28 protein-coding genes are annotated in these 26,824 nt (G+C 70.6%); 14 read left to right on the top strand and 14 right to left on the bottom strand.

What is annotated here, in order from left to right; genetic code table 11:
- Positions 1 to 35 precede the first annotated feature (35 nt).
- On the top strand, positions 36 to 716 hold the full coding sequence (locus SSP08S_RS04010) for an SMI1/KNR4 family protein (RefSeq protein WP_026178164.1): 681 nt from the start codon (positions 36 to 38) through the stop codon (positions 714 to 716).
- Between the two features lie 7 nt (positions 717 to 723).
- Here SSP08S_RS04010 and SSP08S_RS04005 read toward each other — a convergent pair whose 3' ends face one another.
- Positions 724 to 1,662 (bottom strand): oxidoreductase, encoded by a 939-nt coding sequence (locus SSP08S_RS04005; protein ID WP_019066288.1) that lies wholly within the window; start codon positions 1,660 to 1,662, stop codon positions 724 to 726.
- 99 nt (positions 1,663 to 1,761) lie between these two features.
- Here SSP08S_RS04005 and SSP08S_RS04000 point away from each other — a divergent pair, with 99 nt between their 5' ends.
- The 4 genes from SSP08S_RS04000 (at position 1,762) to SSP08S_RS03985 (ending at position 4,363) form a co-directional block, all read left to right on the top strand.
- Positions 1,762 to 2,364 (top strand): TetR/AcrR family transcriptional regulator, encoded by a 603-nt coding sequence (locus SSP08S_RS04000; RefSeq protein WP_019066287.1) that lies wholly within the window; start codon positions 1,762 to 1,764, stop codon positions 2,362 to 2,364.
- Between the two features lie 14 nt (positions 2,365 to 2,378).
- On the top strand, positions 2,379 to 2,780 hold the full coding sequence (locus SSP08S_RS03995; RefSeq protein WP_019066286.1) for a PPOX class F420-dependent oxidoreductase: 402 nt from the start codon (positions 2,379 to 2,381) through the stop codon (positions 2,778 to 2,780).
- Between the two features lie 85 nt (positions 2,781 to 2,865).
- Positions 2,866 to 3,609: a VOC family protein gene (locus SSP08S_RS03990; RefSeq protein ID WP_019066285.1), complete on the top strand. Its 744-nt coding sequence runs from the start codon at positions 2,866 to 2,868 to the stop codon at positions 3,607 to 3,609.
- A gap of 115 nt (positions 3,610 to 3,724) precedes the next feature.
- A complete protein-coding gene (locus tag SSP08S_RS03985) occupies positions 3,725 to 4,363 on the top strand; it encodes a TMEM175 family protein (RefSeq protein ID WP_019066284.1) in 639 nt (212 codons plus the stop codon).
- 217 nt (positions 4,364 to 4,580) lie between these two features.
- Here SSP08S_RS03985 and SSP08S_RS03980 read toward each other — a convergent pair whose 3' ends face one another.
- Entirely contained in the window at positions 4,581 to 5,192 is a 612-nt protein-coding gene (locus tag SSP08S_RS03980) for a CGNR zinc finger domain-containing protein (protein WP_019066283.1), read from the bottom strand.
- 89 nt (positions 5,193 to 5,281) lie between these two features.
- Between SSP08S_RS03980 and SSP08S_RS03975 the strand changes: the two genes are divergently transcribed.
- Genes SSP08S_RS03975 through SSP08S_RS03965 form a run of 3 tightly spaced genes read left to right on the top strand, consistent with a single transcriptional unit; the run spans position 5,282 to position 7,455 of the window.
- Positions 5,282 to 6,514, top strand: coding sequence for a cysteine desulfurase (locus tag SSP08S_RS03975; RefSeq protein WP_019066282.1), 1,233 nt, complete (start codon positions 5,282 to 5,284; stop codon positions 6,512 to 6,514).
- 51 nt (positions 6,515 to 6,565) lie between these two features.
- A complete protein-coding gene (locus tag SSP08S_RS03970) occupies positions 6,566 to 7,018 on the top strand; it encodes a MerR family transcriptional regulator (protein WP_019066281.1) in 453 nt (150 codons plus the stop codon).
- Positions 7,015 to 7,455 (top strand): carboxymuconolactone decarboxylase family protein, encoded by a 441-nt coding sequence (locus SSP08S_RS03965; protein WP_019066280.1) that lies wholly within the window; start codon positions 7,015 to 7,017, stop codon positions 7,453 to 7,455. The genes SSP08S_RS03970 and SSP08S_RS03965 overlap by 4 nt, the downstream gene beginning before the upstream one ends.
- Here SSP08S_RS03965 and SSP08S_RS03960 read toward each other — a convergent pair.
- Entirely contained in the window at positions 7,442 to 9,928 is a 2,487-nt protein-coding gene (locus tag SSP08S_RS03960; protein WP_019066279.1) for an alpha-L-arabinofuranosidase family protein, read from the bottom strand. The two genes, SSP08S_RS03965 and SSP08S_RS03960, sit on opposite strands and share 14 nt — an antisense overlap.
- Positions 9,929 to 10,079: 151 nt before the next feature.
- Here SSP08S_RS03960 and SSP08S_RS03955 point away from each other — a divergent pair, with 151 nt between their 5' ends.
- A complete protein-coding gene (locus SSP08S_RS03955) occupies positions 10,080 to 10,331 on the top strand; it encodes a hypothetical protein (protein WP_019066278.1) in 252 nt (83 codons plus the stop codon).
- A 2-nt stretch (positions 10,332 to 10,333) separates the two neighbouring features.
- The gene (locus SSP08S_RS03950) at positions 10,334 to 10,777 is read left to right on the top strand and encodes a DUF6314 family protein (protein ID WP_019066277.1); all 444 of its coding nucleotides are present in this window, start codon (positions 10,334 to 10,336) and stop codon (positions 10,775 to 10,777) included.
- Between the two features lie 21 nt (positions 10,778 to 10,798).
- On the opposite strand, the gene SSP08S_RS03945 is transcribed toward SSP08S_RS03950, so the two are convergent.
- From SSP08S_RS03945 to SSP08S_RS03935, 3 genes are all read right to left on the bottom strand, one after another.
- Positions 10,799 to 11,392: a histidine phosphatase family protein gene (locus SSP08S_RS03945; protein WP_019066276.1), complete on the bottom strand. Its 594-nt coding sequence runs from the start codon at positions 11,390 to 11,392 to the stop codon at positions 10,799 to 10,801.
- Between the two features lie 105 nt (positions 11,393 to 11,497).
- Positions 11,498 to 11,935, bottom strand: coding sequence for a GNAT family N-acetyltransferase (locus SSP08S_RS03940; RefSeq protein WP_019066275.1), 438 nt, complete (start codon positions 11,933 to 11,935; stop codon positions 11,498 to 11,500).
- Positions 11,936 to 12,060: 125 nt separating this feature from the next.
- Positions 12,061 to 13,491, bottom strand: coding sequence for an aminotransferase-like domain-containing protein (locus SSP08S_RS03935; RefSeq protein WP_026178162.1), 1,431 nt, complete (start codon positions 13,489 to 13,491; stop codon positions 12,061 to 12,063).
- Between SSP08S_RS03935 and SSP08S_RS03930 the strand changes: the two genes are divergently transcribed.
- Together SSP08S_RS03930 and SSP08S_RS03925 are read left to right on the top strand one after the other, a co-directional pair.
- Positions 13,490 to 14,431, top strand: a complete 942-nt coding sequence (locus tag SSP08S_RS03930) for a DMT family transporter (RefSeq protein ID WP_078532332.1) — start codon at positions 13,490 to 13,492, stop codon at positions 14,429 to 14,431. The genes SSP08S_RS03935 and SSP08S_RS03930 overlap by 2 nt on opposite strands.
- A 92-nt stretch (positions 14,432 to 14,523) precedes the next feature.
- The gene (locus tag SSP08S_RS03925; RefSeq protein ID WP_026178161.1) at positions 14,524 to 14,718 is read left to right on the top strand and encodes a DUF1918 domain-containing protein; all 195 of its coding nucleotides are present in this window, start codon (positions 14,524 to 14,526) and stop codon (positions 14,716 to 14,718) included.
- 1 nt (position 14,719) lies between these two features.
- Here SSP08S_RS03925 and SSP08S_RS03920 read toward each other — a convergent pair whose 3' ends face one another.
- Positions 14,720 to 15,964: a glycoside hydrolase family 10-like protein gene (locus tag SSP08S_RS03920; protein WP_026178160.1), complete on the bottom strand. Its 1,245-nt coding sequence runs from the start codon at positions 15,962 to 15,964 to the stop codon at positions 14,720 to 14,722.
- Between the two features lie 169 nt (positions 15,965 to 16,133).
- Between SSP08S_RS03920 and SSP08S_RS03915 the strand changes: the two genes are divergently transcribed.
- Together SSP08S_RS03915 and SSP08S_RS03910 are read left to right on the top strand one after the other, a co-directional pair.
- Positions 16,134 to 16,994 carry a 3-hydroxybutyryl-CoA dehydrogenase gene (locus tag SSP08S_RS03915; RefSeq protein WP_019066270.1) on the top strand — a complete coding sequence of 287 codons (861 nt, stop codon included), beginning with the start codon at positions 16,134 to 16,136 and terminating at the stop codon, positions 16,992 to 16,994.
- A gap of 206 nt (positions 16,995 to 17,200) precedes the next feature.
- Complete coding sequence (locus SSP08S_RS03910; RefSeq protein ID WP_019066269.1) at positions 17,201 to 17,458, top strand: hypothetical protein; 258 nt, start codon at positions 17,201 to 17,203, stop codon at positions 17,456 to 17,458.
- Here the strand turns inward: SSP08S_RS03910 and SSP08S_RS03905 are convergent.
- The 7 genes from SSP08S_RS03905 to SSP08S_RS03875 form a co-directional block, all read right to left on the bottom strand.
- Positions 17,455 to 18,024, bottom strand: a complete 570-nt coding sequence (locus tag SSP08S_RS03905) for an NUDIX hydrolase (protein WP_026178159.1) — start codon at positions 18,022 to 18,024, stop codon at positions 17,455 to 17,457. The two genes, SSP08S_RS03910 and SSP08S_RS03905, sit on opposite strands and share 4 nt — an antisense overlap.
- A gap of 69 nt (positions 18,025 to 18,093) precedes the next feature.
- A complete protein-coding gene (locus SSP08S_RS03900) occupies positions 18,094 to 19,434 on the bottom strand; it encodes an NsdA family TPR-like regulatory protein (protein WP_019066267.1) in 1,341 nt (446 codons plus the stop codon).
- Positions 19,435 to 19,632: 198 nt separating this feature from the next.
- On the bottom strand, positions 19,633 to 20,748 hold the full coding sequence (locus tag SSP08S_RS03895; RefSeq protein WP_078532331.1) for a PP2C family protein-serine/threonine phosphatase: 1,116 nt from the start codon (positions 20,746 to 20,748) through the stop codon (positions 19,633 to 19,635).
- Positions 20,749 to 20,940: 192 nt separating this feature from the next.
- Positions 20,941 to 23,445, bottom strand: coding sequence for a phenylalanine--tRNA ligase subunit beta (gene pheT, locus SSP08S_RS03890; RefSeq protein ID WP_019066265.1), 2,505 nt, complete (start codon positions 23,443 to 23,445; stop codon positions 20,941 to 20,943).
- The gene (pheS, locus tag SSP08S_RS03885) at positions 23,445 to 24,572 is read right to left on the bottom strand and encodes a phenylalanine--tRNA ligase subunit alpha (RefSeq protein WP_019066264.1); all 1,128 of its coding nucleotides are present in this window, start codon (positions 24,570 to 24,572) and stop codon (positions 23,445 to 23,447) included. Before pheS ends, pheT begins: the two co-directional genes overlap by 1 nt.
- A 155-nt stretch (positions 24,573 to 24,727) precedes the next feature.
- Positions 24,728 to 25,864, bottom strand: a complete 1,137-nt coding sequence (locus SSP08S_RS03880; RefSeq protein WP_026178157.1) for a sensor histidine kinase — start codon at positions 25,862 to 25,864, stop codon at positions 24,728 to 24,730.
- Positions 25,865 to 25,920: 56 nt separating this feature from the next.
- Positions 25,921 to 26,769, bottom strand: coding sequence for a TrmH family RNA methyltransferase (locus tag SSP08S_RS03875; RefSeq protein ID WP_026178156.1), 849 nt, complete (start codon positions 26,767 to 26,769; stop codon positions 25,921 to 25,923).
- Between the last annotated feature and the right edge of the window lie 55 nt (positions 26,770 to 26,824).

Below are 26,824 nucleotides of genomic sequence, written 5' to 3'. Positions count from 1 at the left end.
CTCGATGTCAGCACCGGCACGTACGGTCTGGGCTCATGACTGATCAGCAGTGGGTGGGAGTACGTCAACGGGTCGAGGCGGCGGCCGCAGGGCCTGCGGGCAGCAAGGTGTTCGGGGCGTTGGGGCACAAGTGGGTCATGGAGGACCCCCTCACCCAGGGCGAGCTCGCCGAACTCGAGGCTCAGACAGGCGTGCGGCTGCCGGAGGAGTACCGAGCCTTCCTGCTTCACGTCGGCGCAGGTGGCGCCGGCCCCGCATACGGCCTGTTCCCCGTTCGACGCGCGCAGGGCCGCTGGAGTTGGGAAGGCGACGGCGCGGAGATGGTCGACCTGTCGAGGCTTGCCGAGCCGTTTCCCGACCAGGGTCCGGACCCGACGCTGCTCGAGGAACTCCTTGCCCAGTGCCCCGAGGAAGAGGACTTCGATGACATCGAAGACTTCGACGACGCCATGGAGGCGTGGGACGAGCGGTGGGGGGCGGCCATGTTCGCCCCGGAGCGCACCGCAGGCGCGATCGTGATCTCCCACCTGGGTTGCGCCCAGAGGGAGTGGCTGATCATCAGCGGCAGCCACCGCGGCACGATCTGGTCCGACTGCCGGGTGGACGACGTCGACCTCGCCCCGCTCCTCCACGAGGACGGTACGCCCGTGCGGTTCGCCCGCTGGTACACCGACTGGCTGGAGAAGGCCGAGCACACAGCCCTGTCGGCACCGTAGGCCGGCCCTACAACCGGAACGTGATGCCGGTCAGTTCCTCGGAGAGGGACCACAAGCGGCGCTGGAGGGATGCGTCGTAGGACTGGGGGCTGGAGCGGACCACCTTCGGAAGGCCCTTGCTCTGCTGGAAACCGCGCGGACCGTAGTACTCGCCTCCATGGACGTCCGGGTCGGTCGCGGCGCGCAGCACGGGCAGGGCCCCCCTTTCGGGCGACTGCAGGAGCAGCGGCCGGATCGCCGCGAAGGCCGCCCGGGTGAGCGGGGAGGCGTGGGACATCGCGCTCCGGGAGCCGCCGGTGTCGGCGCCGCCGGGGTGGGCTGCGACGGCGAGCGGGCCGCTCGCGGGCAGTCTGCGCTGGAGTTCGTAGGTGAACATCAGGTTGGCCAGTTTGGAGTGCCCGTAGGCGGCGGTCCGGTCGTAGGGACGCCTGCGCCAGTCGAGATCGTCGAGATCGATCGGGCCGCCCATGCGGTGCCCCGCGCTGCCGACAGTCACCACACGGGCCGCGGGGGAAGCGGGCAGCAGGTCCAGGAGCAGCCCGGTCAGGGCGAAGTGCCCCAGGTGATTGGTGCCGAACTGGAGCTCGCGGCCGTCCGCGGTCGTGCGGTACGGGGTGTACATCACGCCCGCGTTGTTGATCAGCAGGTCGATCCGGGCGCAGGAGTCGCGCAGTTCTCCCGCCGCGGCCCGGATCGACGCCAGCGAACCGAGGTCGAGCCGCTGGACACGCACGCACGCCGCCGGATCGGCGAGGGTGATGTCCTCCGCTGCACGCTTGCCCTTGCCCGCGTCCCGTACCGCCAGAACCACGGACGCGCCGCGCAGGGCCAGCGCCTTGGCCGTCTCGAAGCCGATGCCGGTGTTGGCGCCGGTGATCACGGCGGTGCGGCCGTGCTGGTCGGGGATGTCGCGAACCGTCCAGCGCGCGGATTTCGACGCGGTCATCTGTTGCTCCCGGTGTCGTATGCGAACCCGGGGCCGAGTCTGATCCCGGGCTGTGGTGAATGGTATTTACCTATGGTGAATAGTGTTAACCTTCGAGGCATGGCAGTCAAACGGCGTCCCACCGGCACCCACCACGGAGACCTGCGCAACGCACTGGAGGAGGCCGCGCTCGCCCTGGTCGGCGAGCGGGGTCCACACGGATTCACCCTCGCCGAGGCGTGCCGCCGGGCCGGAGTGAGTGTGTCCGCGCCGTACAAGCACTTCACCGACCGGGAGGCCCTGCTGGCCGCGCTGGCCCTGAAGGGCTACGAGGAGCAGCGACGCCGCTACCGCGCCGCGCTGGCCGCGCACACGGCTCCCATCGAGCGGTTGTCGGCCTTCGCGGTCGCCTACGTACGGTTCGCCGCCGAAGAGCGCGCCCTCTTCGACATCACCTTTCTGGCAGGACTCGACAAGAGCCGACATCCCGAACTGGCCCGGGCCGGAAGCGCGTTGTACGACGACCTGATGCCCGTCACCGGCGAGATCGCCCCCGATCCCGACGATGCCTTCGAGTTGCTCGTCCAGGTCGCCGCGGCAGCCCACGGACTGGCCCTGTTCCAGCAGCAGGACATGCTGCCCGGCACCTGGAACACCCGCTCGTCGGTCGAGGAGCAGGCCGCGCGCACGGCCCGCGCCCTCGCCGGTCAGCACGCCCACTAGTTCCGGAGACGCACATGTCCACCCCGCGCAGCGACTTCCACCAGGCTCTCGACCGCATCGGCAAGGGCAAGCACGTCCGCCTGACCACCTTCCGTCGCGACGGACGGCCGGTCGCCACCCCGGTCGGCGGCCTCGTGCACGACGGGACCCTCTACGCGCTGACCCCACCGGACACCGGAAAGGTCAAGCGGATCCGCCACACCCCGCAAGTGACCGTCGCCCCGTGCGACATGAGGGGCACCGTTCCCGCCGAGGCCCCCACCGTCCCGGCCACCGCCCGGCTCCTGGACGCTGCGGAGACCGCTCGTGTCCAGGAGCTGATGAAGCAGCGATTCCTGATGTACCGCGTGGTGCGCCTCCTCGACCGGGCCCTCGGCCGCGAGCGTCGACTCGTCGCCATCGCGATCACCCCGTGACGGACGCGCACTTCACGCCCGGGGCGTACCTCTCCGGGCATCGGCTCCACGGCGCTCCGTCACACGGGCGCATAGGATCGCCGGCATGACGCTGCGACCTGTCCTGGTGAACATCAAGGCCGTCGACGACACAGCGGTCGGACGGTTCTGGGCGGAAGCTCTCGGCTGGAGCGTCTCCAGCGCGGAGCCCGGCGCGACGGCCGTCAAACCCGCCGGCTTCGACTGGCTCGACCCGGTGGGTGTCTGCGTCGACGTCATCGCCGTACCGGAACCCAGGACTGCGACGAAGAACCGCGTACACCTCGATCTCGCCACCGCCTCCGCCGCCCACCAGTCGGAGCTGATCGCGCGCCTCCGCTCGCTCGGCGCGACACCCGTCGACGTGGGCCAGGGCGAGGTGCCGTGGACGGTGCTCGCGGATCCGGAGGGCAACGAGTTCTGCGTGCTGGAGCCTAGGGAGGTCTACCGGGACACCGGGCCGATCGCCGCCGTCGTGATCGACTGCGTGGATCCGCGGGCCATGGCCCGGTTCTGGGGTGCGGCGACGGACTGGACACTGCACGAGGTGAGCGACGACCACGCGACGTTCCGCTCCCCCAAGGGCGACGGACCGTACTTCGAGTTCCTCCGCACCCCCGGCCTGAAGACCGTGCCGGACCGCGTCCATCTCGACCTGCTGCGGTATCCGAGTGACGATCAGGAGGCGGAGGCGGCCCGGCTGCGGGCCCTCGGCGCCACCGACCTCGACGTCGGCCAGGGCGATGTCCCGTGGCGGTGCCTGTCCGACCCGGAGGGCCACGAGTTCTGCGTCCTGGCCCGCTCCTCCTGACGCCGATACCCGGCGACCGCTCGGCTCGGGCACGCCCGGTTGGTGACGTCACACGACGGACGCCCACCCCGCCCGACGCGTCGCAGGCGTACCACGACGCCCTACCCTCGTCGCCATGACGGAGCCCCTGGCAGAGACCCGCCCGCACGAGAACGACCCCGGCCCGACCCGCCTGATCGCCCTGTCCGACGGTATCTATGCCATCGCGATGACACTGCTCGTGATCGACGTGGCCGTCCCCGCGCATCTGGACGACGCCGGATTCCACAAGGCGCTCGGCGAGGCCCTGCCCAGCATCGGGGCCTTCGCCCTGAGCTTCTCGCTGATTTCCGGGTTCTGGCGGGACCACCGGCGCATCCTCACCTCACTGCGCACCGAGACGACCACGGTCACCCACCTGATACTCGTCGGGCTCGGGCTGGTCGCACTGCTGCCCTTCCCGACCGCGCTGCTGGCCGAGTACGCCTCCCATCCGGAGGCCGTCGCCCTCTACGCGGGGGCCATGACCGCGATCCACGGGGTGCATGTGGCCCTGCTGCTGCTCACGCAACGCCAGGTGCACCCCTCGCCCGAGTCACCGGCCGCGGTGGCCCGCCGCCGCTTCACCACACAACTCAGCGCCAGCGCACTGATCTTCGCCCTGTCCATCCCGCTGGCCTATGTCAACACGACGGCGGCCATGTGCTTCTGGGCCACCGTCGTCCCCATGCACTACGTCATCGGCCACTACCGACGGCGCCTCGCGCGAGCGTGAGGCCCACGCGGTCTCGGTCGGCGATCATCGGCCGCCCGGGTTCCCGAACCGGCCGACGCCCTCGGCGTCGCGCTCGCGCTGTCGTCGTACGACGTGGCGGGCGAGGGCGCCCACACCGGCTCGGGGGCCCGGGCGTCGATCAGTCCGCACAGGGCGGCTACGGCCGCGGGCCGGTCGGCGGGACGCGCCGCCAAACCGCGCGCTCGCCATTCGCAGCTCAGCCGTCGGGGCGACGCGACACGGTGGGCTCGCGCTTGGCCGCATAGGCCCGAGCCGCCCGCACCCGGTTCCCGCATCTGGTCGTGCACCAGCGCCGGGCCCCGTGCGAGCGGAGGAACCAGCGGGTGCAGCCCTGGGCGGCGCATGCGGTGAGCTGTTCGGCCTCGGGGCCGGTGAGGAGGTCGGTGGTGTCCTCGGCGAGGAGGGAGAGGGCTGCCGCCGCCGGGTTGCCGGTGTCGGGTTCGTCGGCGCGGCGCGGGCCGTCGGCGGGCCAGAGCAGCCGAGGGGTCGAAGGGGCCGCCGCCAGCGCGGAGTTGAGGGTGTCGAGGTTCTCGGCGGACGGGACGCGACCGTCGCCGTAGGCCTCGAAGAGGGCGCGCAGGGCCTCGCGCAGGGCGCGGAGCCGGCCGGACTGCCGGCCGTTCAACACCACGCGGTCGGGCAGCAGTTGATGGCGTACGAGCCAGAGGTGGGCGGCCTCGACGCCGTCGAGCAGGTCGACCGTGCCGTGGCTGAGCGCGAAGCGCGTGTTGACCAGGGCCAGGGAGAGGTAGCGCTCCTCGCCGGGGACCGGGAGCTGGTGCAGGTAGACGGGCGCGTCGTGATCCACGGCCTCATGGTAATGCTTGCGATTCTCCGTGAGGAGTTCTAGCTTTCCTCACGGAGAATCGAAAGCAAAACCGTGAGAGGTGAGATGCCGTGGGCTTCGACGTGGACGCGCTGCGCAAGGACTTCCCGATCCTGGAGCGGACGATGGACAGCGGCGCCCGGCTCGTCTACCTCGACTCCGGCGCGACCACCCAGAAACCCCTCCAAGTCCTGGACGCCGAACGGGACTTCTACCTCACGCACAACGCGGCCGTGCACCGCGGCGCGCACCAGCTGGCCGGTGAGGCGACGGAGGCGTACGAGAGCGCCCGGCACACCGTCGCCCGGTTCGTCGGGGCCCACGACGACGAGATCGTCTTCACCAAGAACACCACCGAGGGCATCAACCTCGTCGCCTACGCGCTGGGCAACGCCGGCCGGATCGGCCCCGGCGACCGGATCGTGGTCACGGAGATGGAGCACCACGCCAACCTCGTGCCCTGGCAGCAGCTCGCGGAGCGCACCGGCGCGACCCTGGACTGGTTCGGCCTGACCGACGAGGGGCGCCTCGACCTCACCCGGATCGACGAACTGCTCGACGAGCGCACCAAGGTCCTCGCCGTCGCCCACCAGTCGAACGTCCTCGGCACCATCAATCCGGTACGGCAACTCGCCGACCGCGCACACGAGTTCGGCACCCTGGTGGTGGTCGACGGTGCCCAGTCGGTGCCCCACCGCCCGGTCGACGTACGGGACTTGGGCGCGGACTTCCTCGCCTTCTCCGGGCACAAGATGCTCGGCCCGAACGGCATCGGTGTGCTGTGGGGACGGCGCGAACTCCTCGCCGGACTACCGCCGTTCCTCACCGGCGGTTCGATGATCGAGCTCGTCGAGATGGACCGCACGACCTTCCTGCCGCCGCCGCAGCGCTTCGAGGCGGGCGTCCCGATGACCTCCCAGGCGGTGGGACTCGCCGCGGCCGTGGAGTATCTGGAGGAGCTGGGCATGGACGAGGTCGCGGCCCACGAGGACCGGCTCACCGCCCGTGCGCTGCGACTGCTCCAGGAGGTGCCCGGCGTACGGATCGTCGGCCCCCGCGACCTCACCGACCGCGGCTCGGCCGTCTCCTTCACCGTCGACGGCATCCACCCGCACGACGTCGGCCAGATCCTGGACGAGCGGGGCGTGGCCGTCCGCGTCGGCCACCACTGCGCCCGCCCGATCGTGCGCCGGTACGGCATCCCGGCGACGACCCGGGCGAGCTTCTACGTCTACAACACCCCGGCCGAGGTCGATGCCCTGGTCGAGGGCGTCCGCGCAGCTCAGGCCTACTTCGGAAGCTGATCCCCGACAGGGCTTGACCTGGAGCGCGCTCCAGGTTCTACGGTTGTGTTCATGAGCAGCGGACAGCCCCTGAACCCCCTCCCCGGGGACCGGGAACCCACCCTGACCATCGCCCAGGTCGCCGAGCGCACGGGACTCTCGCACGACACCCTGCGCTACTACGAGAAGGCCGGCCTGATCGAGCGGGTCGGCCGGAGCACCGGCAACCAACGGCGATATCAGGCAGCGGACCTGGCCTGGCTGGAGTTTCTGCTGCGGCTGCGCGAGACGGGCATGTCGATCGCCGACATGCAGCGGTTCGCCGCGCTGCGGGCGGCGGGGAACGCCACGGTCCCCGACCGGCTGGCGATGCTCCGCGAGCACCGCGCCGAACTGGCCGACCGCATAAGGGTGTTGCGCCGCAACGCGACTGTGCTGGACCACAAGATCGACCACTACGAACAGCTGCTCCTCGACGAACACGAATACGAATACGAGCAGCCGGGATCGGAAGAACTGACATGAGCGCGAGCACCACCCGAGAAGAGCGGTTCACCCACGGCCTTGAGGTCCTGAAGCGGGTCGACGGCGAGGCCGGGCAGCGGGTCGTCGACTCGCTCGCCGACATCAACCCCGAACTGGGCCACCAGGTCGTCGCCTGGGCCTTCGGCGAGATCTACGACCGCCCCGGACTCGCCCCGCGCGACCGCCAGTTGGTGACGCTGGGCATGCTCACCGCGCTCGGCGGCTGCGAGGCCCAGCTCGACGTACATGTGAACGCCGCGCTGAACGTGGGCCTCACCCCGGAGGAGATCGTCGAGGCCCTGACGCACTCGGCCGTGTACTGCGGGATGCCGAAGGCCCTCAACGCGACCTTCGCGGCGAAGAAGGTCTTCGCCGAGCGTGGGCTGCTGCCGCTGGGACAGCGGCCCACGCCGGAGGCAGCGGCTACTTCTGCCTGATCCTCAGGAAGGTGATCGAGTTGGCCGGGAAGGTGTAACTGAACCTGTCGGCAACGCCGTTGAAGGTGGATGCGACCGGGGCGACCGCCGTGGCCGTCTCGCTGTTCACCGCGTCGGGTGCGGCGGCGAGCGTGGTCACCTTCGCCCTGGACGCGACCTTGGCGCCGCCCAGGTCGATCGCCGTACGGGCCGCCGAGGGCTGGGCGTTGACGACCTTGACGATCAGGTCACCGGTCTTGGCGTCCTTGGTGACGACCTGGCGGAACGGCTCGGCCGGCTGGTCGTCGGTGAAGCTTCCCCACTCCTGCCCGTCGAGGTACAGGGTGACCTGACGGCCCCTCACCTTGATGTCGACGTCGTAGGAGCGGCCCGTCTCGATGGTCCCCGGCTTGGCGATCAGCGTCGACTTGCCGCCGTCCACGGCCTGTTCGACGGCGGTCTGGGTGTTGTTCCAGCCGCCCAGGTTCCACCAGTAGTAGTTGCCGGTGTCCTTGACGCCGAACGCGACCAGGAAGCCTTCCTTTCCTGCCTTCTTCGTCGCCTTCACATGCAGGTCGTAGTCGTGCCAGGCCGGGTCGCCCGCCGACACCATGGTGTTCTCGGCGGCGGTGTCGGTCTGGACGTACTGCCCGTCCTGGAGGCTCCAACTCCCGCCTCCCGTATGGGTCCACTGCGTCGCGTCACCGGAGAAATCGTCGGAGAGCAGGGCCGTACCGTCCGCCGCCGTCACCTTCACATCGTCGTAGGCCGCGCTCGTCGCCCAGGTCGACAGGCCGACCGCGCCGGAGATCGGGGCAACAAGTGACGGAGTGCCGGTGGCAGTTGAGGGCACGACCCGGCTGCCGACGTTGTTCATGAACAGCTTCTGGACCTCGTAGTTGGCGGAGCCCCAGGAGGCGTGGTTGTTGAACCAGACCAGGTCCGGGCGCCACTGGACGTAGTCCTCGTTGGCGAACAGCGGTGCGTAGGAGGCGAGTTTGACGACATCGGCGTTGCGTTCCAGGCCGGTCATGTAGGCCGCTTCGGCGAGGCCGTTCTTGAACGCGTTGCCGCCGGAGGCGTATTCGCCGAGGAAGACCTTCGGGCCGGTGCGGTCGTAGGAGTCGTAGCGGCTGTTGTTCTGCAGGAACCACTGCGGGCTGTTGTAGTAGTGCTCGTCGACCATGTCGACCTTGGCGTCCTTGTTGAGCTGCCAAGCCGTGTCGAAGGTCGAACCGCTGTCGTCCGGGCCCGCGTTGGAGATCACGGTCATGTACGGGTACGCGGCCTGGATCGCCGTACGGAACTGCGTGAAGCGGGCGAAGAACTCGGTGGGGAGGTTCTCCTCGTTGCCGACCTCGATGTGGGTGAGGTGGAAGGGCTTGGGGTGGCCCATCTGGGCGCGCAGCTTGCCCCACTTCGAGGTGACCGGGCCGTTGGCGAACTCGATGAGATCCAGGGTGTCCTGGATGTGCCGCTTCAACAGCGCGGGGTCGTCCACGGCCTTGTTCTGGCCGCAGCCGGTCACCAGGGCAGGTACGACGGGCAGCGGCATCGCGCCGATGTCCTCGGCGAGGCGGAAGTACTCGTAGTAGCCGAGGCCGTAACTCTGGTTGTAGCCCCAGAAGTTGGAATTGGTGGCGCGCTGCTCGACCGGGCCGACGGTGTCCTTCCACTGGTACGAGCGCTTGCGCTGGTAGCCGGAGGCCGCGCTGTAGTCGTCCATGGAACCGGTGTTGACCAGGCAGCCGCCGGGGAAGCGCACGAAGCCCGGGTGCAGGGCGGCGATCTTCTCGGCGAGGTCCTTGCGCAGGCCGTTGGGCTCGTGCCTGTAGGTGTCGCGGGGAAAGAGGGAGACCATGTCGAGGGCGGTCGCGGCGGAGGATGCGACGGTGAGGCGGCCCGTGGCGCTGGTGCGGGTCGCGGTGAACGTGGCCCTGTACTTGGCCCAGCCGCTCTTCCGCACGGCGACCTGGTAGGCGGTCGCCAGGGTGCCGCCGGTGTCCTGGAGGCTCACCGTGAGCGTGGTGCCGCCCTCGGCGCGGGCCCACACCGAGAAGTCGTACTTCTTGCCGTCCTCGACCGCGATGCCGGTGTTGTAGCCGGCGTCGGTGACGGACGAACCGGCAGCCAGGGAAAGGTAGTTGCGGTTGGTCTCGTTGAGGCGGCCGGCGTCGTTCACCACCTGGGCCGTGCCGGCGACCGTCCAACCGGTCAGCGGGGTGTACGACTTGTTGTCGTCGGTGGAGTACTCGAAGGACCGGTTCTGGACGAGTTCGGCGTACAGGCCGCCGTCGGCCGCGCGGTTGATGTCCTCGAAGAAGACGCCGTACATCGTCTTGTCGATCGTTGCGCCCCGTGTGCCCGGGTCGACGGTGATCGCGTAGTCGGTGACGTCCTCGGCGTGGGCGGGGGCGGGGACGACGGCCGTCGCCAGCAGGAAAGCGCTTGCCCCTAGGGCAAGTCTCAGGCGGGTGCGGCTGGTGCGTGACATGGATACTCCGCGGCTCGTATCGGATCGTGCGCGATGCTCGAATGTCCAGTTCGAGATATCGGACGTCGGTCAGCACTTCGAACGGCAAGATAGGCAAGGGTCGTGAGCACGTCAATGGGGTGGGTGCGGAGGGGGACGTAGGGTCGAGGGCATGTCCGCGTTGTTGCCGTACCTCGCCCTGCTCGGCTTTCTCGCCGTCACGCTGGGGTTCTTCACCCTGCTCGCCCGGCGGATCCGCCGCCGTGGCACCGCCGGGGGCGGGATCGGCGGTGCTCTGGCCGCGTACGAGGAGGCCTTCCGGACCACGAGTCACGCGTCGCACTACGAGATCCGGGCCCAGGCGGAGCGCAAGGCGCCCGCCGACTCGCCGGACGGGTGGCGCCGGTGGCGCAGGAAGGGGTGACAGTGGGCGAGTTCTGGCCGGTTCCCGATGTTCTGGCGTATCTGTCCGGGAGTTGGCGGGTGCGGCGGTCGGTGCGGGATCTGGCGAGCGGGGACGAGGGCGAGTTCTCGGGTACGACCGTGTTCGGCGCGCTGGCCGAAGGGGGGCTGCTGCACGCCGAGTCGGGGACCTTCATCTGGCGGGGCGTGGCCCGTCCCGCCGAGCGGACGCTGCGGTTCCTGCCGGGCACGGCACCCGGCACGGCCGATGTGCGCTTCGGCGACGGGCGGCCCTTCCACGCGCTGGATCTGACGTCGGGACGGTATGTCGCCGACCATCCCTGCGCGGCGGACCTGTACCGGGGCGAGTTCACGGTCCTGGACGCGGACCGGTGGCGGACCGTGTGGCGGGTGGGCGGCCCCGCGAAGGACCTGGTACTCAGCACGGACTACGTGCGCGTGGGCTGAACGCGCGCCCCGCTCCCCCGGCTAGACCCGCCTCGACTGAACCGCCGCTCCGTCGAAGCGCAGGTTCCAGCGGCCCGCGCTGCCGGTGACCGTGGTCGTCGACAGAGGGCGCACGTCGAGGTTCCAGTAGGTGGAGGGCGGGGCCTTGAGGGCGTAGACCAACGCGGCCCGGATGACGGAGGGTTCGGCGACGGCGACTATCCGGTCGCCGTCCTCGATGGGCCGGGTGTCCAGCCAGCCGCCCACCCGGGCGATGAAGGAGAGCAGCGACTCACCGCCGTGCGGGGTGGAGCGCGGGTCGGCGAGCCAGGCGTCCACCAGGGCCGGTTCGCGGGCCATCGCCTCGCCCAGCGTCAGCCCGCGCCAGCGGCCCATGTCGCAGTCCCGCAGAGCGAGTTGCACCAGCGGGGTGTAGCCGAGGCCGTCGCCGGTGGTGCGGCTGCGCGGGGTCGGCGAACAGTAGCGCAGCTCCGCCGCCGCCAGCGGCAGCAGTACCGGAGCGGCGCGCTGCACCTCGTCCCAGCCCGCCTGGTCCAGCGGCCGGTCGTCCTCGAAGCGCTCCGCGAGCAGCGGGGAGCTGCGCGCGGCTGCGACGAACGTGACCCGAAGTTGCATGCGGCGATCGTGATCCCGCCGAAGTACGCAGGTCAAGGGGGGCCGGATGAGAGTTACCCAGGGTGGGCGAAACCTTACTTCGAAGTCAGGACCAGGCCGGACAAGTCACGCGAAATACAGGGCCATCCACTGGTCGGGCCGCTCCAGTGGCTTGAATCCGACCTTCTCGTACACCCCGTGGGCGTCGTGCGTGGCGAGCAGGATCCGGCGCACGCCGAAGGGCCGCAGTTCCTCGCGGACTGCGGCGATGAATGCCGTCCCGATGCCCTTGCCGCGGGCGGACGGGTCCACGTAGACGTCACACAGCCAGGCGAACAGCGCGCCGTCGGTCACGACGCGTGCGTACGCGACCTGGTCGCCCGAAGCGGTGTCGTACACCCCGAAGTTCAGTGAGGACTCGACCGCGCGCTCGTGCTGTTCGCGGGGGCGGCCCTTTGCCCAATAGGCGTCGGTGGACAGCCAGTTGTAGGTGCGGTCGCGGTCGACTCGGGCGGTGTCGGCCGAGAACTCGTAGCCGTCGGGGAGGCTCGGGGTGTCGTTCATGGCGGGAGACTTGCAGGCCAGGAACGTGGGCGTCGAGTGGTTTTCGACTGCGGGCCGGTGGGGGCTGGGCGCGCCCACGCGGCGGAGCCGCAGAATGTCACCGCCCCGCGCCCCTTGCGAGGCGCTCACCCGGTGCCGTAGGCCGCCCGTAGCCGTCGTACCCCCTCCACGATCTCCCCCGTTCCCGCGACCGCCGCGAAGCTCAGCCTGATGTGGGCGGCCGGGGGTTCGGCGCTGAAGTAGGGGCGGCCGGGGGTGAGGGCGACGCCCTCGCGGAGGGCGGCGGTCGTGAGGGACTGCTCCTCCGTGCCGGCGGGGAGGCGGAGCCAGAGGTGGTAGCCGCCGGAGGGGATGTGCGGGAGGGAGAAGTCGGGGAGTTCCAGGCGCAGGGCCGCCGTCATGGTGTCCCGGCGGGTCTTCAACTCGGCGGAGACGGCGCGGAGATGGCGGGGCCAGGCCGGTGAGCCGACGAGTTCGAGGGCCGCTTCCTGGAGCGGGCGGGGGACGAAGAAGGTGTCGACGACCTGGATGGCGCGCAGGCGTTGCAGTACCGGTCCGTGCGCGGCGAGTGCGCTCACCCGGAAGCTGGGTGAGGTGGCCTTGGTGAGGGAGCCGACGTGGACGACGACTCCGTCGGGGTCGTCGGCGGCCAGCGGGGGCGGCAGCGGGCCCGCGTCCTCGTGCACCAGCCGTCGTACGAAGTCGTCCTCGATGACGAACGCGCCGGCGTCGCGGGCGATGCGCAGAACCTCCGGGCGGCGGGCGGGGGCCAGGACGGCGCCGGTCGGGTTCTGGAAGAGGGGCTGGCAGACGAAGACCCGGGCGCCGGTCGCGTGGAAGGCGTCGGCGAGCAGGGCGGGACGTACGCCGTCCGCGTCGACCGGGACGGGGACCGGGCGCAGGCCCGCTGCCCTCGCGATCGCCAACATGCCTGGATACGTGGGGGATTCGACGAGGACCGGTGCACCGGGAGGCGCCAAGGCGCGCAATGCCGTCGTCAGTGCGGTCTGGCCGCCCGCGCTGACGAGGACGTCGGCGGCGGTGACGGCTCCGCCGATGCCGCGCGCGAACCACTCGCGCAGTTCCGGCAGGCCCTCCATCGGCGGCCGGCTCCACGCGCCGGGGCGCCGCCCGGCCCGGGACAGGGCCGCGGTCATCGCGCGCTCGGGCTGGAGGGAGGGGTGCAGATAGCCGCCGTTGAACTCGATCACCCCGGGCGGCGGGGCGGCGAGCGTGGCCAGGACCGCGGACGCGTCGACCGTGCGCGGTACGACGTCGGCGGCACCGTCCGCGCTGAGTGCGACTTCCTGCCAGGAGGTGTCTCCCGTGGCGGCGGTCGTGGCGCGTGGCGCGGCCCGGAACGCGCCCGCGCCGGGGCGGGTGACCACCAGTCCCTCGGCGGTCAGCTGCGCGAGGGCGCGCGTGACGGTCACCGGGCTCACCCGGAACCGCTCGACCAGCGCCCGGCTCGACGGCAGCTTTCCACCTGGAGAGTAGCGGTCGAGTTCACTCCGCAGGTGATTCGCCAGTTCGCCCACACTGCTACGCTCTTGCATGAGAGCACATGATAGCGCTACTGCGCCGAGCCCGATAGCGGTCAGCACCGCCCCCGCAACCACCGGGACGGACAGGGCGGCGAAGACCTCCCCCGGTACGGTCCTCGCCGCGCTCGGTGTGATCGCCTTCTCCCTCACCTTTCCCGCCACCGCCTGGGGGCTGGAAGGCTTCGGTCCCTGGTCGTTGGTGGCCGTGCGCTGCGTCCTGGCCGCATTGATGGCGGGCGGCTGTCTGCTGGCGCTGCGCGTGCCGATGCCCGCCCGCCGGCACTGGGCCGGGCTGGCCGTCGTCGCGGCCGGAGTGGTGGTCGGATTCCCGATGCTGACCACGCTCGCGCTGGAGACGTCCACCACCGCGCACGCCGCGGTCGTCGTAGGCCTACTGCCGCTGACCACCGCCGCCCTGTCCGCGCTGCGCACCGGCGTCCGCCCCTCGCGCACCTTCTGGACGGCCGCCCTCGCGGGCGCCGGCGCGGTGCTCGCCTTCACGATCCAGCAGAGCGGCGGCGCGCTGACCAGCGCCGACCTGTATCTCCTCGCCGCCCTGCTGGTCTGCGCGGCCGGCTACACCGAGGGGGGCCGGCTGGCGCGGGTGATGCCCGGCTGGCAGGTCATCGCCTGGGCGCTGATCCTCTGCCTCCCGCTGAGCGTGCCCGCCGCCGCGGTCGCGCTGTCCTACGACACCCCGCAGCTCACCGCGCACAGTGTGACCGGACTGCTGTGGGTCGCCGCCGGTTCGCAGTTTCTGGGGCTGGTCGTCTGGTACCGGGGCATGGCGATCATCGGGGTCCCGAAGGCCAGCCAGTTGCAGTTGGCGCAGCCGCTGCTCACGCTGGTGTGGTCGATGTTCCTGCTGGGTGAGCACCTGCCCTTGGCCGCTCCGCTGACCGCGGCGGCCGTGCTGGTGTGCATCGCCGTCACCCAGCGCGCCCGGAGTTGAGGGACGTGCGCGACCCGGTCCCGGCCGGGCGGGCCGCCGTAGACTCGAAGGGATGGACCGCTGCTCCCGGACTCGGTGAGGAGGCGCTGCAGATGCGTGCGACCGTTGGCGACAGGCTCGTCCAGCACGGCAGGGTGGTCGGCCTGCACGACCAGGTCTCGGAGGTCGTCGAGGTGATGGGCACGGAGGGCAACCCGCCCTACCGCGTCCGCTTCCCCGACGGGCACGAGGCCGTGATGTCACCCGGCCCCGACTGCGAGGTCAGGCACCAGGACACGGAACGGTAGATCAGCGCGGGGGTCTCGCCGGCTGCCCGTAGTGGTCGGCGACCACCCGCGCCATGGCTCCGACCGGGTCCACCGCGACGTCCCGGGCGGCGAAGAAGACATGCCCGCCGACCTCCGGGTAGCGGTCGGCGAGGGTGAGGTGGCGGGAGAGTTCGGCCGGGTCCTGCCAGGCTGCGGGCTGCGCCGGGTCACCCGCCTTGTACAGCGCCTCCCCCGCGTACAGCCGCGTCTTCGAGCCGCGTGCGACCGCCGCCCACCAGGGCAGCAGCTTCGCGTAGTCGGCGGGGGCGAAGCCGATGTTCCAGTACAGCTGCGGGACGATGTAGTCGATCCAGCCCTCGCGCACCCACTTCCGGGTGTCCGCGCAGAGATCGTCGTACGTCTGCACGCCCGCCGTGGTGTCGGAGCCGCGCGGGTCGGTCGCGGCGTTGCGCCACACTCCGAAGGGGCTGATGCCGAAGCGCGTGCCCGGGCGGGTCCGCTTGATGCGGGCGGCGGTCTCGCGGATCAGCTTGTCGATGTTGTCGCGGCGCCAGGCGGCCCGGTCGCTGAAGGCGCCGCCGTACTTGTCGTAGGCCGCGTCGTCGTCGAAGGTCTGGCCGGCGACCGGGTACGGATAGAAGTAGTCGTCGAAGTGGACCGCGTCCACGGGGTACTTGCGCACCGCGTCGAGGATCGCGTTCTCGACGAAGAGCCGGACCTGCGGCAGCCCGGGGTTGTAGTAGAGCTTCCCTCCGTACGTCACGACCCAGTCGGGGTGCTTGCGCGCGGGGTGCGAGGCGACGAGCTTCGTCAGGTCGGTGGTGTTGGCGATGCGGTACGGGTTGAACCAGGCGTGCAGCTGCAGCCCGCGCACATGCGCCTCTTCTACGGCGGTCTTCAGCGGGTCCCAGCCGGGGGCGACGCCCTGGGTGCCGGTCAGGTACTGGGACCAGGGTTCGTACGGCGAGGGCCACAACGCGTCGGCGGTGGGCCGGACTTGGAAGATCACCGTGTTGAGGCGGTCGCGGACCGCCGTGTCGAGGTGGGCGATCAGTTCGGTGCGCTGCTGCGCGGCGGTCAGGCCCGGGCGGGAGGGCCAGTCGCGGTTGGCCACGGTCGCCAGCCACACGCCCCGCATCTCGGTGACCGCGCGCGGACGCCCGGCCGGTGCCTGAGCGCGCCCGGTGTCCGCCGCCGCACTGCCCGTCGTGGCCAGCGTGGACAGCGCCGCCATCGCGAACGTCCGACGAGACAATCGCCCCATCCGTACACCCCCATACGCTGTGGATCCGCGCGGTCACGGATCGTCTCCGCGCCCAGGATGCCCGACCCCGGCGATCGATCATCGATACTTGCGGGTAACGTGCACGATCGGAGCAGACTCCGGACAACGGGGTTCTACCAGAGCCCGCATCAGCAGCGAAGGGGACGATGTGACCGACATCGAGCGCGTCGGAGTGGTCGGCTGCGGCCAGATGGGCGCCGGTATCGCCGAGGTGTGCGCCCGCGCGGGCCTGGACGTGAAGGTCGCCGAGACCACCGGCGAGGCCCTGGAGATCGGCCGGACCCGGCTGTTCAACTCCCTGACCAAGGCGGCCGAACGCGGCAAGATCTCCGCCGAGGAGCTGGCCGAGACCCAGGCGCGGCTCAGCTTCACCACCGACCTCGGCGAGTTCGCCGACCGCGACCTCGTCATCGAGGCCGTCGTCGAGAACGAGCAGGTGAAGACCGAGATCTTCCAGGTGCTCGACCAGGTCGTGACCCGCCCCGACGCGATCCTCGCCTCCAACACCTCCTCGATCCCGCTGGTGCGGCTCGCGGTCACCACCTCGCGCCCCGACCAGGTCATCGGCATCCACTTCTTCAACCCGGCTCCGGTGCAGCAACTCGTCGAGCTGATCCCGGCGTTGACCACCTCCGAGGGCACACTCAGCCGCGCCCAGCTGTTCACCGAGAAGGTCCTCGGCAAGCACGCGATCCGCGCCCAGGACCGCTCCGGCTTCGTGGTCAACGCGCTGCTGATCCCCTATCTCCTGTCCGCGATCCGGATGTTCGAGTCGGGCATCGCCAGCCGCGAGGACATCGACAACGGCATGGAGCTGGGCTGCGCCCACCCGATGGGCCCGCTGAAGCTGTCCGACCTGATCGGCCTGGACACGGTCGCGTCGGTCGCGTACTCGATGTACGAGGAGTACAAGGAGCCGCTCTACGCCGCTCCCCCGCTGCTCCAGCGCATGGTCGACGCGGGAAGGCTCGGCCGTAAGTCCGGCTCGGGGTTCTACACCTACGGCTGAGCGCTCGCCGTTCTCGGCAACTCACGGTGACATCGCGGCCGTTACGGGCCCGGCGCTCTTCGGAGCACCGGGCCCGCGGCATTCACACACCGTGTGCGCGCCGGGCCCGCATATGCCGCTCGCACACTCTCCCCCGGTGTCCACCTGGCGAGTTGACTCTTCATGCGCATGCAAGGGATGTTCCGACTACGGAAAGGAGCGGACACGTGACCGCCGACCCCGAGCATCCCGTGGTACATGGAGAACTCGCAGAGTTACGCCGCCGCCTCGACGTCGCCTACGCGCGGGTCGAGGGAGGGCTGGCGCTGCTCAGCCATCGCACCGAGGAGACGGACAAGGAAGTGGATGACTTGAGCGCACGAATCGTCGCCCTTGAGCACACGCGGTGGCCGCTGCCGGCCATTGCCGCGTTGACCGCCGTGGGTGCACTTGCCGTTACGGTCTGGCAGGCCCTGGGACGCTAGACGCCGGGACGCCTGGCGGGACTTCGAGGGGCGTCCTGACCCAGCCTCAAATGGTGCAACAGCAGTAACGCGGCCGCCATGTTGGCGGCCGGGACCTCCCCGCGGGCGACCATGTCGGGTACGAGTTTGAGCGGTACCCATTCCCGGCGGTCCGATTCGAAGTCGTCCACGGGGTGTCCGGTGTACTCGCCCTCGTCGGCCCAGTAGATGTGGTGCCGGGCGTCCGTGAGCCCGTTGGACGGTTCCACGCTCATCAGGTGGTGCAGGGGCCCCGGCCGCCAGCCGGTCTCTTCCTCCAGTTCCCTGGCGGCGGCCCGCGCGATGTCCTCGCCGTCCTCGACGACGCCCGCCGCGAGCTCCCACCCCCAGCTGTCGGTGATGAAGCGGTGGCGCCACAGGAGGAGAACTTCGTTCGCCTCGTTCACGACCGTCGCCACCGCCACCGGCCTCAGCCGTATGAGGAAGTGGTCGAGGTGCTGGCCGTCGGGTAGTTCGACATCCGCGAGATTGACGCTGAACCAGCGGTTTGAGTACACAGTTTGTTCGTTCTGTTTCGTCCACTGCACGGTTCTGCCACCTTCCGTCGAGTAAGTGGCAATATCGCAGCAGGGACTGTGTTGTGGTCCACGGCTCCTTTACAGCGGTACGCGCAGTGCCCCGTCGATGAGTTCGGCCGCCTCGGCCGTACCCGCGCAGTCGCTGCGCACCAGGTACTCGCGCACCGCGCGGAGTCTGTCGCGCAGCCGCTGGGACTCCATCCCTCTGGCCTGCTCGGCCATCTGCACCGCCGTGGCCACCGCTTTGTCGGCGTTTCCCTGGCGGAGTTCGATCTGGCTGAGCATGGCGAGCCGGTGCACCCGGCCCCGGTCGTGCGCCGGAGTGTCCACGGCCGCGGTGGCGTGCTCCCCCGCCGCCGTCAGATCGCCGAGGCTGAGCAGCGCCTCCGCCACCTGGACATTGACCAGGCCCGGCTGGACATAGCCGGTCTCGTCGGGTTCGTATCCGCGCCGGATGCGTTCGGCGGCCTGCTCGGCACGACGGATGCAGGACAGCGCGCTCGTGCCGTCGCCGAGGTGCGCGTACGCCTTCGCCTGCATCGCGTACAGGTCGGAGGCGAGCGCCGGGGTGATCTGCCGCCCCGCCGCCCGCAGCGCGGCCTCCGCGAAGGCGACGGCCTGGCGGAACTCCCGCATGAACAGCGACTGGTTGACGAGCAGCGCGATGACGTACGCGCCAAGTCCCCTGTCGTTGCTGGCCTTCGCGAGCCTGAGCGCCTGGTGGAAGTAGCGCTGGGCGAGTCCGTGCGCGTCGGAGTCGTAGGCGCAGATGCCCGCGATCGCCACCAACCCGCCGGTCGCCCGGTGCAGTTGGCGTCCGGTGGCGTCGGTGTAGCTGCCGCGCAGCAGGGGCGCCGTCTCGGAGTTGAGGAAGCCGACGATGCGGGACCGGGTCGCCACGCCGCCTGCCTTGCGGTACATCTGCTCGTAGTGGGCGCGGGCCGCGCGCAGCATCTCGATGTCCGCCATGCTCACCCGGTGCCGGCCGCCGCGCGAGACGTCCACGTCGTCCGGTGGGTTCTCCCACTCCCACACCGGCATCACGGCGGGGGTTCCGGTGACCGCGGGCGCGCCGAGGATGTGCGGGCGCTGCTGTTCGTCGGAGCGCCACAGGGCGGTGGCCCGCTCGACGAAGCCGGAGAGGGAGGTGCCGTGCGGGGTGGAGGGTTCGCCGGGTACGCCCAGGCCGATGTCGTCGAGCGTGACGGGCCGGTGCAGGCGGGTCGCGAGCACCTCGCAGATCAGGTCGGGGACCTGACCTCGCGGTCGCTGGCCCTTCAACCACCGTGCCACGGCGGTGTGTTCGTACCGGAGTGCGAGGCCTCGGGCCCGGCCGGCCTGGTTCACATGTGCGGCGAGTCCCGCGTGCGAGATGCCCGCCTCGTCCAGGATGGCGTCGAGAAGTGTGTTGGGCTGCATGGATGGCCCCCCGGTGACTCGGTGCGGACAGAGTAGTGCGGGTTGGTTCACACGGGGTGTGAACGGAGTGCGTGGATCCGGGGTGTGTGCGCGCTGTTGCGGAGAGTTTCCAACCGGTTGACTGGATTGCCTCGCAAGAGGCCGGCCGGGCCGCCGGCTCCCCCTCGTAAGTGCGGCGGCCTGGCTTTGCGGTGACCATCAAACGCCGTTGTGTTGTGGGTAGTTCGTCGGCTGCGGGTGCGTTGTGGCTGGTCGCGCCCCTGAAGGAGTTGGTGCGGGCCTGCGGTCATTGCGCAGGACGAGCATGGCGACGTCGTCCGTGGGTGTGCCGCCCGTGTGACGCAGTAACGCCGTGAAGACAGCGCCAAGGATCGACTGCGGTACGGGGGGCGGGTGTTGGGCCGTCACCTCCGCCAGTACATCGGCCAGCGGGAAGAAACCGCCCCGCCCGTCACGCGCGTCCTCCGCGCCGTCCGTGTAGAGGAACAGCGCCTCGCCCGGGAGCAGTTGGCCGCAGCGGACGAACGGCAGTTCCGTCGGCAGCGGGAACGGGCCCAGCGGCGGAAGCGGGTCCGCACGGGACACGGACCGCACACCTCCCCCGCTCAGCAGATACGGCCACGGATGCCCGCAGTTGAGAGCCCGGAGTTCGCCGTCCGCGCCGATCTCCAGGAGCAGTACCGTGACGAACTCCTCGGCCACGGGGCTGTCGGGGTCCGGCGCTCCGGACGCGGGGTGTTCCGCGCGGGCGCGTTCGCGGAGGTGGCGGGCGAGGGCGCGGTCGAGGCGGCGTAGGACGCCCTCCAGGTCGGGCTCGTCGTGGGCGGCCTCGCGGAAGCTGCCGAGGACCGCGGCGACCGTGCCGATCGCGGCGATGCCGTGGCCGCGTACGTCCCCCATCACGACCCGGACACCGTGCTCGGTGGCGATCACCTCGTAGAGGTCGCCGCCCACCACCGCGCCGCGCTCGGCGGAGAGTTGGGCGGCGGCGATGTTCAGGCCGTCGAGGCGGGGTGGCAGCGGGCGGAGCAGCGCGTTCTGGGCGGCGCCCGCGATCTGGCGGATCTGGCGGAGTTCGCGCAGCAGGGAGCGGCGGACCTGGACGATGAGACCGGTGCCGACCGCGAAGAACACCGCGCTGGTGACGATGCGGGCGCCCAGGCCGGTCTGCTGGGCGAGCGGGCAGGTGAGTTTGTAGGTGATCGCTATGGCGCCCCACATCGTGGGCAGTCCCAGAGCGAGCGCCCGGCGCAGTGGACGGCGGGCGCGCGGCCTCGGACGCGGCCTGCGGGGCCCAGCCTTGATGCGGATCATGCCTGTGGCCCCCCAAATAGGCCCCGACAGCGCAATCGGACCGGCCCCGAAAGGCCGGTCCGATTCTGTCGACCGCATGCCCCGATCGGGCCAGATCGCCCGAACTTCTCACCCGAACGAGTGAGGTGACATGAGACAGGTGCATTTATGCAGGTGGGGGCCGTTCCGCTGCGGAATCGGCCCCTCCAGCGATCAGCCCCTCAGTACGGCTCCTGTGCGCTCCGCCGCCAACGCCACCGCCGCGTCCCGAGCCGCCGACGCCTCATCGACGGTCAGCGTCCGGTCGGCCGCACGGAACCGCAGCGCATACGCCAGCGACTTCTTGCCCTCGCCCAGCTGCGCGGCGTTGTCGTAGACGTCGAACAGCCGGATGGACTCCAGCAGTTCACCGGCACCCTCACGCAGCGCCGCCTCGACGGACGCGTGCGGGACCGAGACATCCACGACCAGCGCGACATCCTGAGTGGCGACCGGGAACGTGGAGATCTTCGGGCCCTTGGGAACACCCGACGACGCCGACTCCAGGACGTCCAGGTCCAGTTCCATCGCACTGGTGCGCGCGGGCAGACCCAGGGTCTTCAGCACACCGGGGTGCAACTCCCCGGCGTACCCGATGACTTGCTCAACACCCTCGACGACGACCGCGAGTTCGGCGCAGCGGCCGGGGTGCCAGGGACCGTACTGGCCCTTGCGCACGAGGAGTTCAGTGCCGGCCTCACGCGCCAGCACCCGCGCCGACTCGACCGCGTCGGCCCAGTCGGACGGGCGGCCCTTGCCCCACCAGCCGGCCTGCTCGCGGGCGCCCGTGAGGACGACGGCCGCATGCCGGGGCTGGAGCGGGAGCGCCTCGGTGAGGGAGGCGATCTCCTCGTCGGTCGGACGCCGGTCGACGGGGAGTCGGACGGCGATCTTCAGTTCCTCGCGGGGGTGGAAGACCAGACCCGTCTCGAAGAGTGCCAGGTCGTGCGAGCCGCGGCCGTCGTTGCGCCGCAGGGCACCGAGCAGGCCCGGCAGCAGCGTCGTACGGAGTGCGGGCTCCTCGTCCGAGAGCGGGTTGACCAGCTTGACGACCTTGCGGTTCGGGTCGTCGGCGGCCAGGCCGAACTGGTCGAAGACGTGCTCGCCGACGAAGGGGTAGTTCGGCGCCTCCACGTAACCGGCGCCCGCGAGTGCGCGGCCGACGCGGCGGTGCAGGCGCTGGCGGTCGGTGAGGCCCCGGCCCGCGGGGGGCTTGGGGAGCGTGGAGGGCAGGTTCTCGTAGCCCTCCAGGCGGATGACCTCTTCGGCCAGGTCGTTCGGGTCGGTGAGGTCGGGGCGCCAGGACGGGACGGTGACGATCAGCTCGTCCTGCCCGTACACGTCGCAGCCGACTTCCTGGAGACGCCGTACGACGGTCTCGCGGCCGTAGTCGACGCCCGCCACCTTGTCCGGGTGGTTGGCCGGAATGGTGATGGTGTGCGGGGCCGAAGGCGCGATGACCTCGGTGACGCCGGCGTCTGCGGTGCCGCCCGCGAGGAGGACCAGGAGGTCGACCGTGCGCTGGGCGGCGGCCGACGCGGCCTGCGGGTCGACGCCGCGCTCAAAGCGCTTGGACGCCTCGGAGGCCAGCTTGTGGCGGCGGGCCGTGCGCGAGATGGAGAGCGCGTCGAAGTGGGCGGCCTCGACGACGACCTCGGTGGTGGTGCCCTCCGTGTCGTCGATCTCGGTGTTGGCGCCGCCCATGACACCCGCGAGGCCGATGGGGCCGCGGTCGTCGGTGATCACCAGGTCCTCGGCGTCCAGCGTGCGCGTGACGCCGTCGAGGGTGGTGAGCTTCTCGCCCTGCGTGGCCCGGCGCACACCGATCGGACCCTGGACGCGGGTGCGGTCGTAGGCGTGCAGGGGCTGGCCCAGCTCCAGCATCACGTAGTTGGTGATGTCGACGGCGAGCGAGATCGGGCGCATGCCCGCCTTCTGGAGACGGCGGGTCAGCCAGAGCGGGGAGCGGGCCTCGGGGTCGAGGCCGGTCACCGTGCGGGCGGTGAAGCGGTCGCAGCCGAGCGGCTCGGAGACCTGCACCGGGTAGCCGAACGCGTTCGGGCCGGGTACGTCGAGCAGGGCCGGGTCGCTGAGCGGGAGGCCGTAGGCGGTGGCGGTCTCGCGGGCGACGCCGCGGATCGACAGGGCGTAGCCGCGGTCGGGCGTGACGGCGATGTCGAGGACCTCGTCGACGAGCTGGAGCAGCTCGATGGCGTCGGTGCCGACCTCGTGCTCGGGCGGCAGGACGATGATGCCCTTGGTGCCGTCGTCGCCCATGCCCAGCTCGTCGCTGGAGCAGATCATGCCGTGCGAGGTCTTGCCGTACGTCTTGCGCGCGGCGATCGCGAAGCCGCCGGGCAGGACCGCGCCGGGGAGGACCACGACGACCTTGTCGCCGACGGCGAAGTTGCGGGCGCCGCAGACGATCTCCTGGGGCTCGCCGGTGCCGTTGGCCTGGCCGACGTCGACGGTGCAGAAGCGGATGGGCTTCTTGAACTCCGTCAGCTCCTCGATGGTGAGGACCTTGCCGACGACGAGGGGGCCCTTGAGGCCGTCGCCGAGCTGCTCGACAGTCTCCACCTCGAGGCCGACGGAAATGAGCTTGGCCTGGACGTCGCGGCCGGTCTCCGTCGCCGGCAGGTCGACGTACTCCCGCAGCCAAGAAAGCGGGACCCGCATCAGATCTCCATCCCGAACGGCCGGGTGAACCGGACGTCACCCTCGACCATGTCTCGCATGTCTTCGACGTTGTGGCGGAACATCAGCATCCGCTCGATGCCGAACCCGAAGGCGAATCCGCTGTACTTCTCCGGGTCCACCCCGCAGGCCACCAGGACACGGGGGTTGACCATGCCGCAGCCGCCCAGCTCGATCCAGCCCTCGGAGGAGCAGGTGCGGCAGGGGCGGTCGGGGTTGCCGACCGACTCGCCCTTGCAGACGTAGCAGAGCATGTCCATCTCGGCGGACGGCTCGGTGAAGGGGAAGTAGTTCGGCCGCAGCCGGGTCTTCATCTCCGCGCCGAAGAGCGACTGGACCATGTGGTCGAGGGTGCCCTTGAGGTCGGCCATGGTGAGGCCCTCGTCGATGGCGAGGAGCTCGATCTGGTGGAAGACCGGGGTGTGCGTGGCGTCCAGCTCGTCCGTGCGGTACACGCGGCCGGGGCACACGATGTAGACCGGCGGCTCGCGGTCCAGCATGGCGCGGGCCTGCACGGGCGAGGTGTGCGTGCGCAGGACGACACCGGACTCGTCGCCCTCGGTGCCCTTGGGGCCCTGGACGAAGAAGGTGTCCTGCATCTGCCGGGCCGGGTGGTCCGGGGTGAAGTTCAGGGCGTCGAAGTTGAACCACTCCGCCTCGACCTCGGGGCCCTCGGCGATCTCGTATCCCATGGACACGAAGACGTCCGCGACCCGCTCCATGAACGTGGTCAGCGGGTGCCGGGCGCCGGCCGGTACGCGGTCGTACGGCAGCGTGACGTCCACCGCCTCCTCGACCAGGACGCGGGCGTCGCGGTCGGCCTCCAGCTCGGCCTGGCGGGCGGCGAGGGCCTTGTTGACCGCGCCCCGGGCCTGCCCGACGAGCTTGCCCGCGGCGGCCTTGGCCTGCGGGGGCAGCGCGCCGATCTCGCGGTTGGCGAGGGCGAGCGGGGAGGTGCCGCCGGTGTGGGCGACCTTGGCCTCCTGGAGCGCGTCGAGGTCACCGGCGGCGGCGAAGGCGGCGAGCGCCTCGTCCCGCATGCGCTCGATCTCTTCCGGTTTCAAGGCCTCGACCTCTACAGGGTCGTACGACTTATTCGGTGCCGACATCTCTTCCCGTGCTTCCGGTTGGCTGGCGGATGGTCCCCGTCCCGACTCGACTCGGGGGACGCGTCGTCGTCCCTGAAACGGGGACGCAAAGGTGCCAAAGGCCGAGTCTAACGGGGGTGAGGCAGGTGACCGCGCCCGTGGGGCCTCGTCGGCGGCTACTGGAGATACGCCGGGGTGCCCACGGGCAACATAAATCGGAACTCGGCGCCGCCGCCGGGAGCCCGGCCGACCGTGATGGTGCCGCCGTGGGCTTCGACGATGCCCTTGACGATGTACAGCCCGAGGCCCGTGCCACCGCGCTTGCTGCCCCGCCAGAAGCGGGTGAAGACGCGGTTCATGGACTCCTCCGGGATGCCTGGGCCCTCGTCGCTGACCGTCACCGAGGTGCCGGTCTCCTCCCCTTCGCGCGGAGAGGCCGAGGCCGTGACGTCGATGGTGACGGTTCCCTCGCCGTGGCGCACCGCATTTTCCAGCAGGTTGCTCAGCACCTGGTCGACCTTGTCGGGGTCGGCCCACAGGTCGGGCAGCGGCTGTTCGACGCGGAGCATGAACCGGTCGGCGGGCTGCCCTGCAGCGACGTACGCCTGGATGTGGCGGCCGACGGCCGCACCGATGTCGACGGGCTGGCGGCGCAGTTCGAGCCGCCCGGAGTCGATGCGGGAGATGTCGAGCAGCTCGGCGATGAGCCGGGTGACGCGGTTGGCGTCGGCGTCGACGGTCTCCAGCATCAGCCGCTTCTGGTCGTCGGTGAACCGTTCCCACTTGGCCAGCAGGGTCGCGGTGAAGCCCTTGACGGAGGTCAGCGGGGACCGCAGTTCGTGGGCGACGGTGGCGATCAGCTCGGCGTGACTGCGCTCGGTGCGGCGCCGTGCCTCGGTGTCCCGCAGCGAGACGACGACGCGACGGACCGGACCGAGGGGCTCCGCACGGACATAGCGCGCGGTGACGAGAACCTCGTGCCCGCCCGGCAGCAGCAGATTCCGCTCCGGCTGCCGCACCCGGATGGCCAACCCCCCATAGGGATCGGTCAGTTGCCACCAGCGGCGGCCCTCCAGGTCCTCTAAGGGGAGGGCCTTCTCCAGCCGCTGGCCGAGGGCGTCGGCGGCGCGGACAGAGGTGATGCGCTCCGCGGCGGCGTTGAAGCAGATAACCCGGCCGTGCTCGTCGGCGACGACCAGGCCGTCGGCCAGTTCGTCGGGGTCGATGCCGAGGCCGGTGAGGTCGTCGTGCCGGGCCGCGGACGGCCGGGGCACGCCCCGTGCTCCCGGCGCGCTGCTCGTGCCGACAGTCATCCCCGTACCCCACCTCTTCTCATACGGCGCAGGTGGCCCCCGAGCTGGTCACCCTACTAGCTGTCGGTGACGGAGCGGCACCCTCCGGAGCCGCGCTGTGCACGGGCAGACGCATACAGACATACGGCGGCGGCGGTGGCCAGGTTCAGGCTCTCGGCCTTCCCGTGGATCGGAACCCGCACAACGGCGTCCGCGAGTGCGCGGGTCTCCTCCGGAAGCCCCCACGCCTCGTTCCCGAACACCCAGGCGGTGGGCCCGCCCATGGTCCCCTGGTCCAGCTCGTCGTCGAGGTCGTCGGTCCCGGCCCCGTCGGCGGCGAGGATCCGCACCCCGATCTCCTTGAGCCCGGCCACGGCCTGCTCGACGGGCACGCCCACGGCGACGGGGAGATGAAAGAGGGAACCCACGGAGGCCCGTACGGCCTTCGGGTTGTAGAGATCGACGGAAGCGTCAGTCAGTACGACGGCCTCGGCACCAGCGGCATCGGCGCACCGCAGGACGGTGCCGGCGTTCCCGGGGTCGCGCACGTTGGCGAGAACGGCAACGAGCTTGGGCCGCCCCTTCAGGATCTCCTCGAAGGGGGTGTCGAGGAATCGACAGATCCCGACGAGCCCCTGCGGGGTCACTGTCGTGGAGATGTCGGCGATGACCTGCTCGTCAGCGAGATGCACCCGAGCCCCGGCGTCACGGGCCTCGCCGACGATGTCGGCATACCGCTCCGCGGCTTCGACGGTCGCGAACAACTCGACGAGCGTGTCCTTGAACCCGGCCGCCTCGCGCACAGCCTGCGGCCCCTCGGCCAGGAACAGCCGCTCCTTGCTCCGAAAATTCCGCCGAGCGAGCCGCCGAGCGGCGGCGACACGAGAGGAACGGGGAGAAATGAGCTCGGGACCGTTCGGGGACATTCTCTGCTCCAACTTCAATCTCAGGACGCGGGGATTCCCCTAGGGGCGCGGGGCT

It is taken from the genome of Streptomyces hokutonensis (assembly GCF_000376565.1).
GTDB lineage: Bacteria > Actinomycetota > Actinomycetes > Streptomycetales > Streptomycetaceae > Streptomyces > Streptomyces hokutonensis.
The sequence above is the reverse complement of the archived record's forward strand: the minus strand, read 5'-3'. Positions and strand labels throughout refer to the sequence as shown.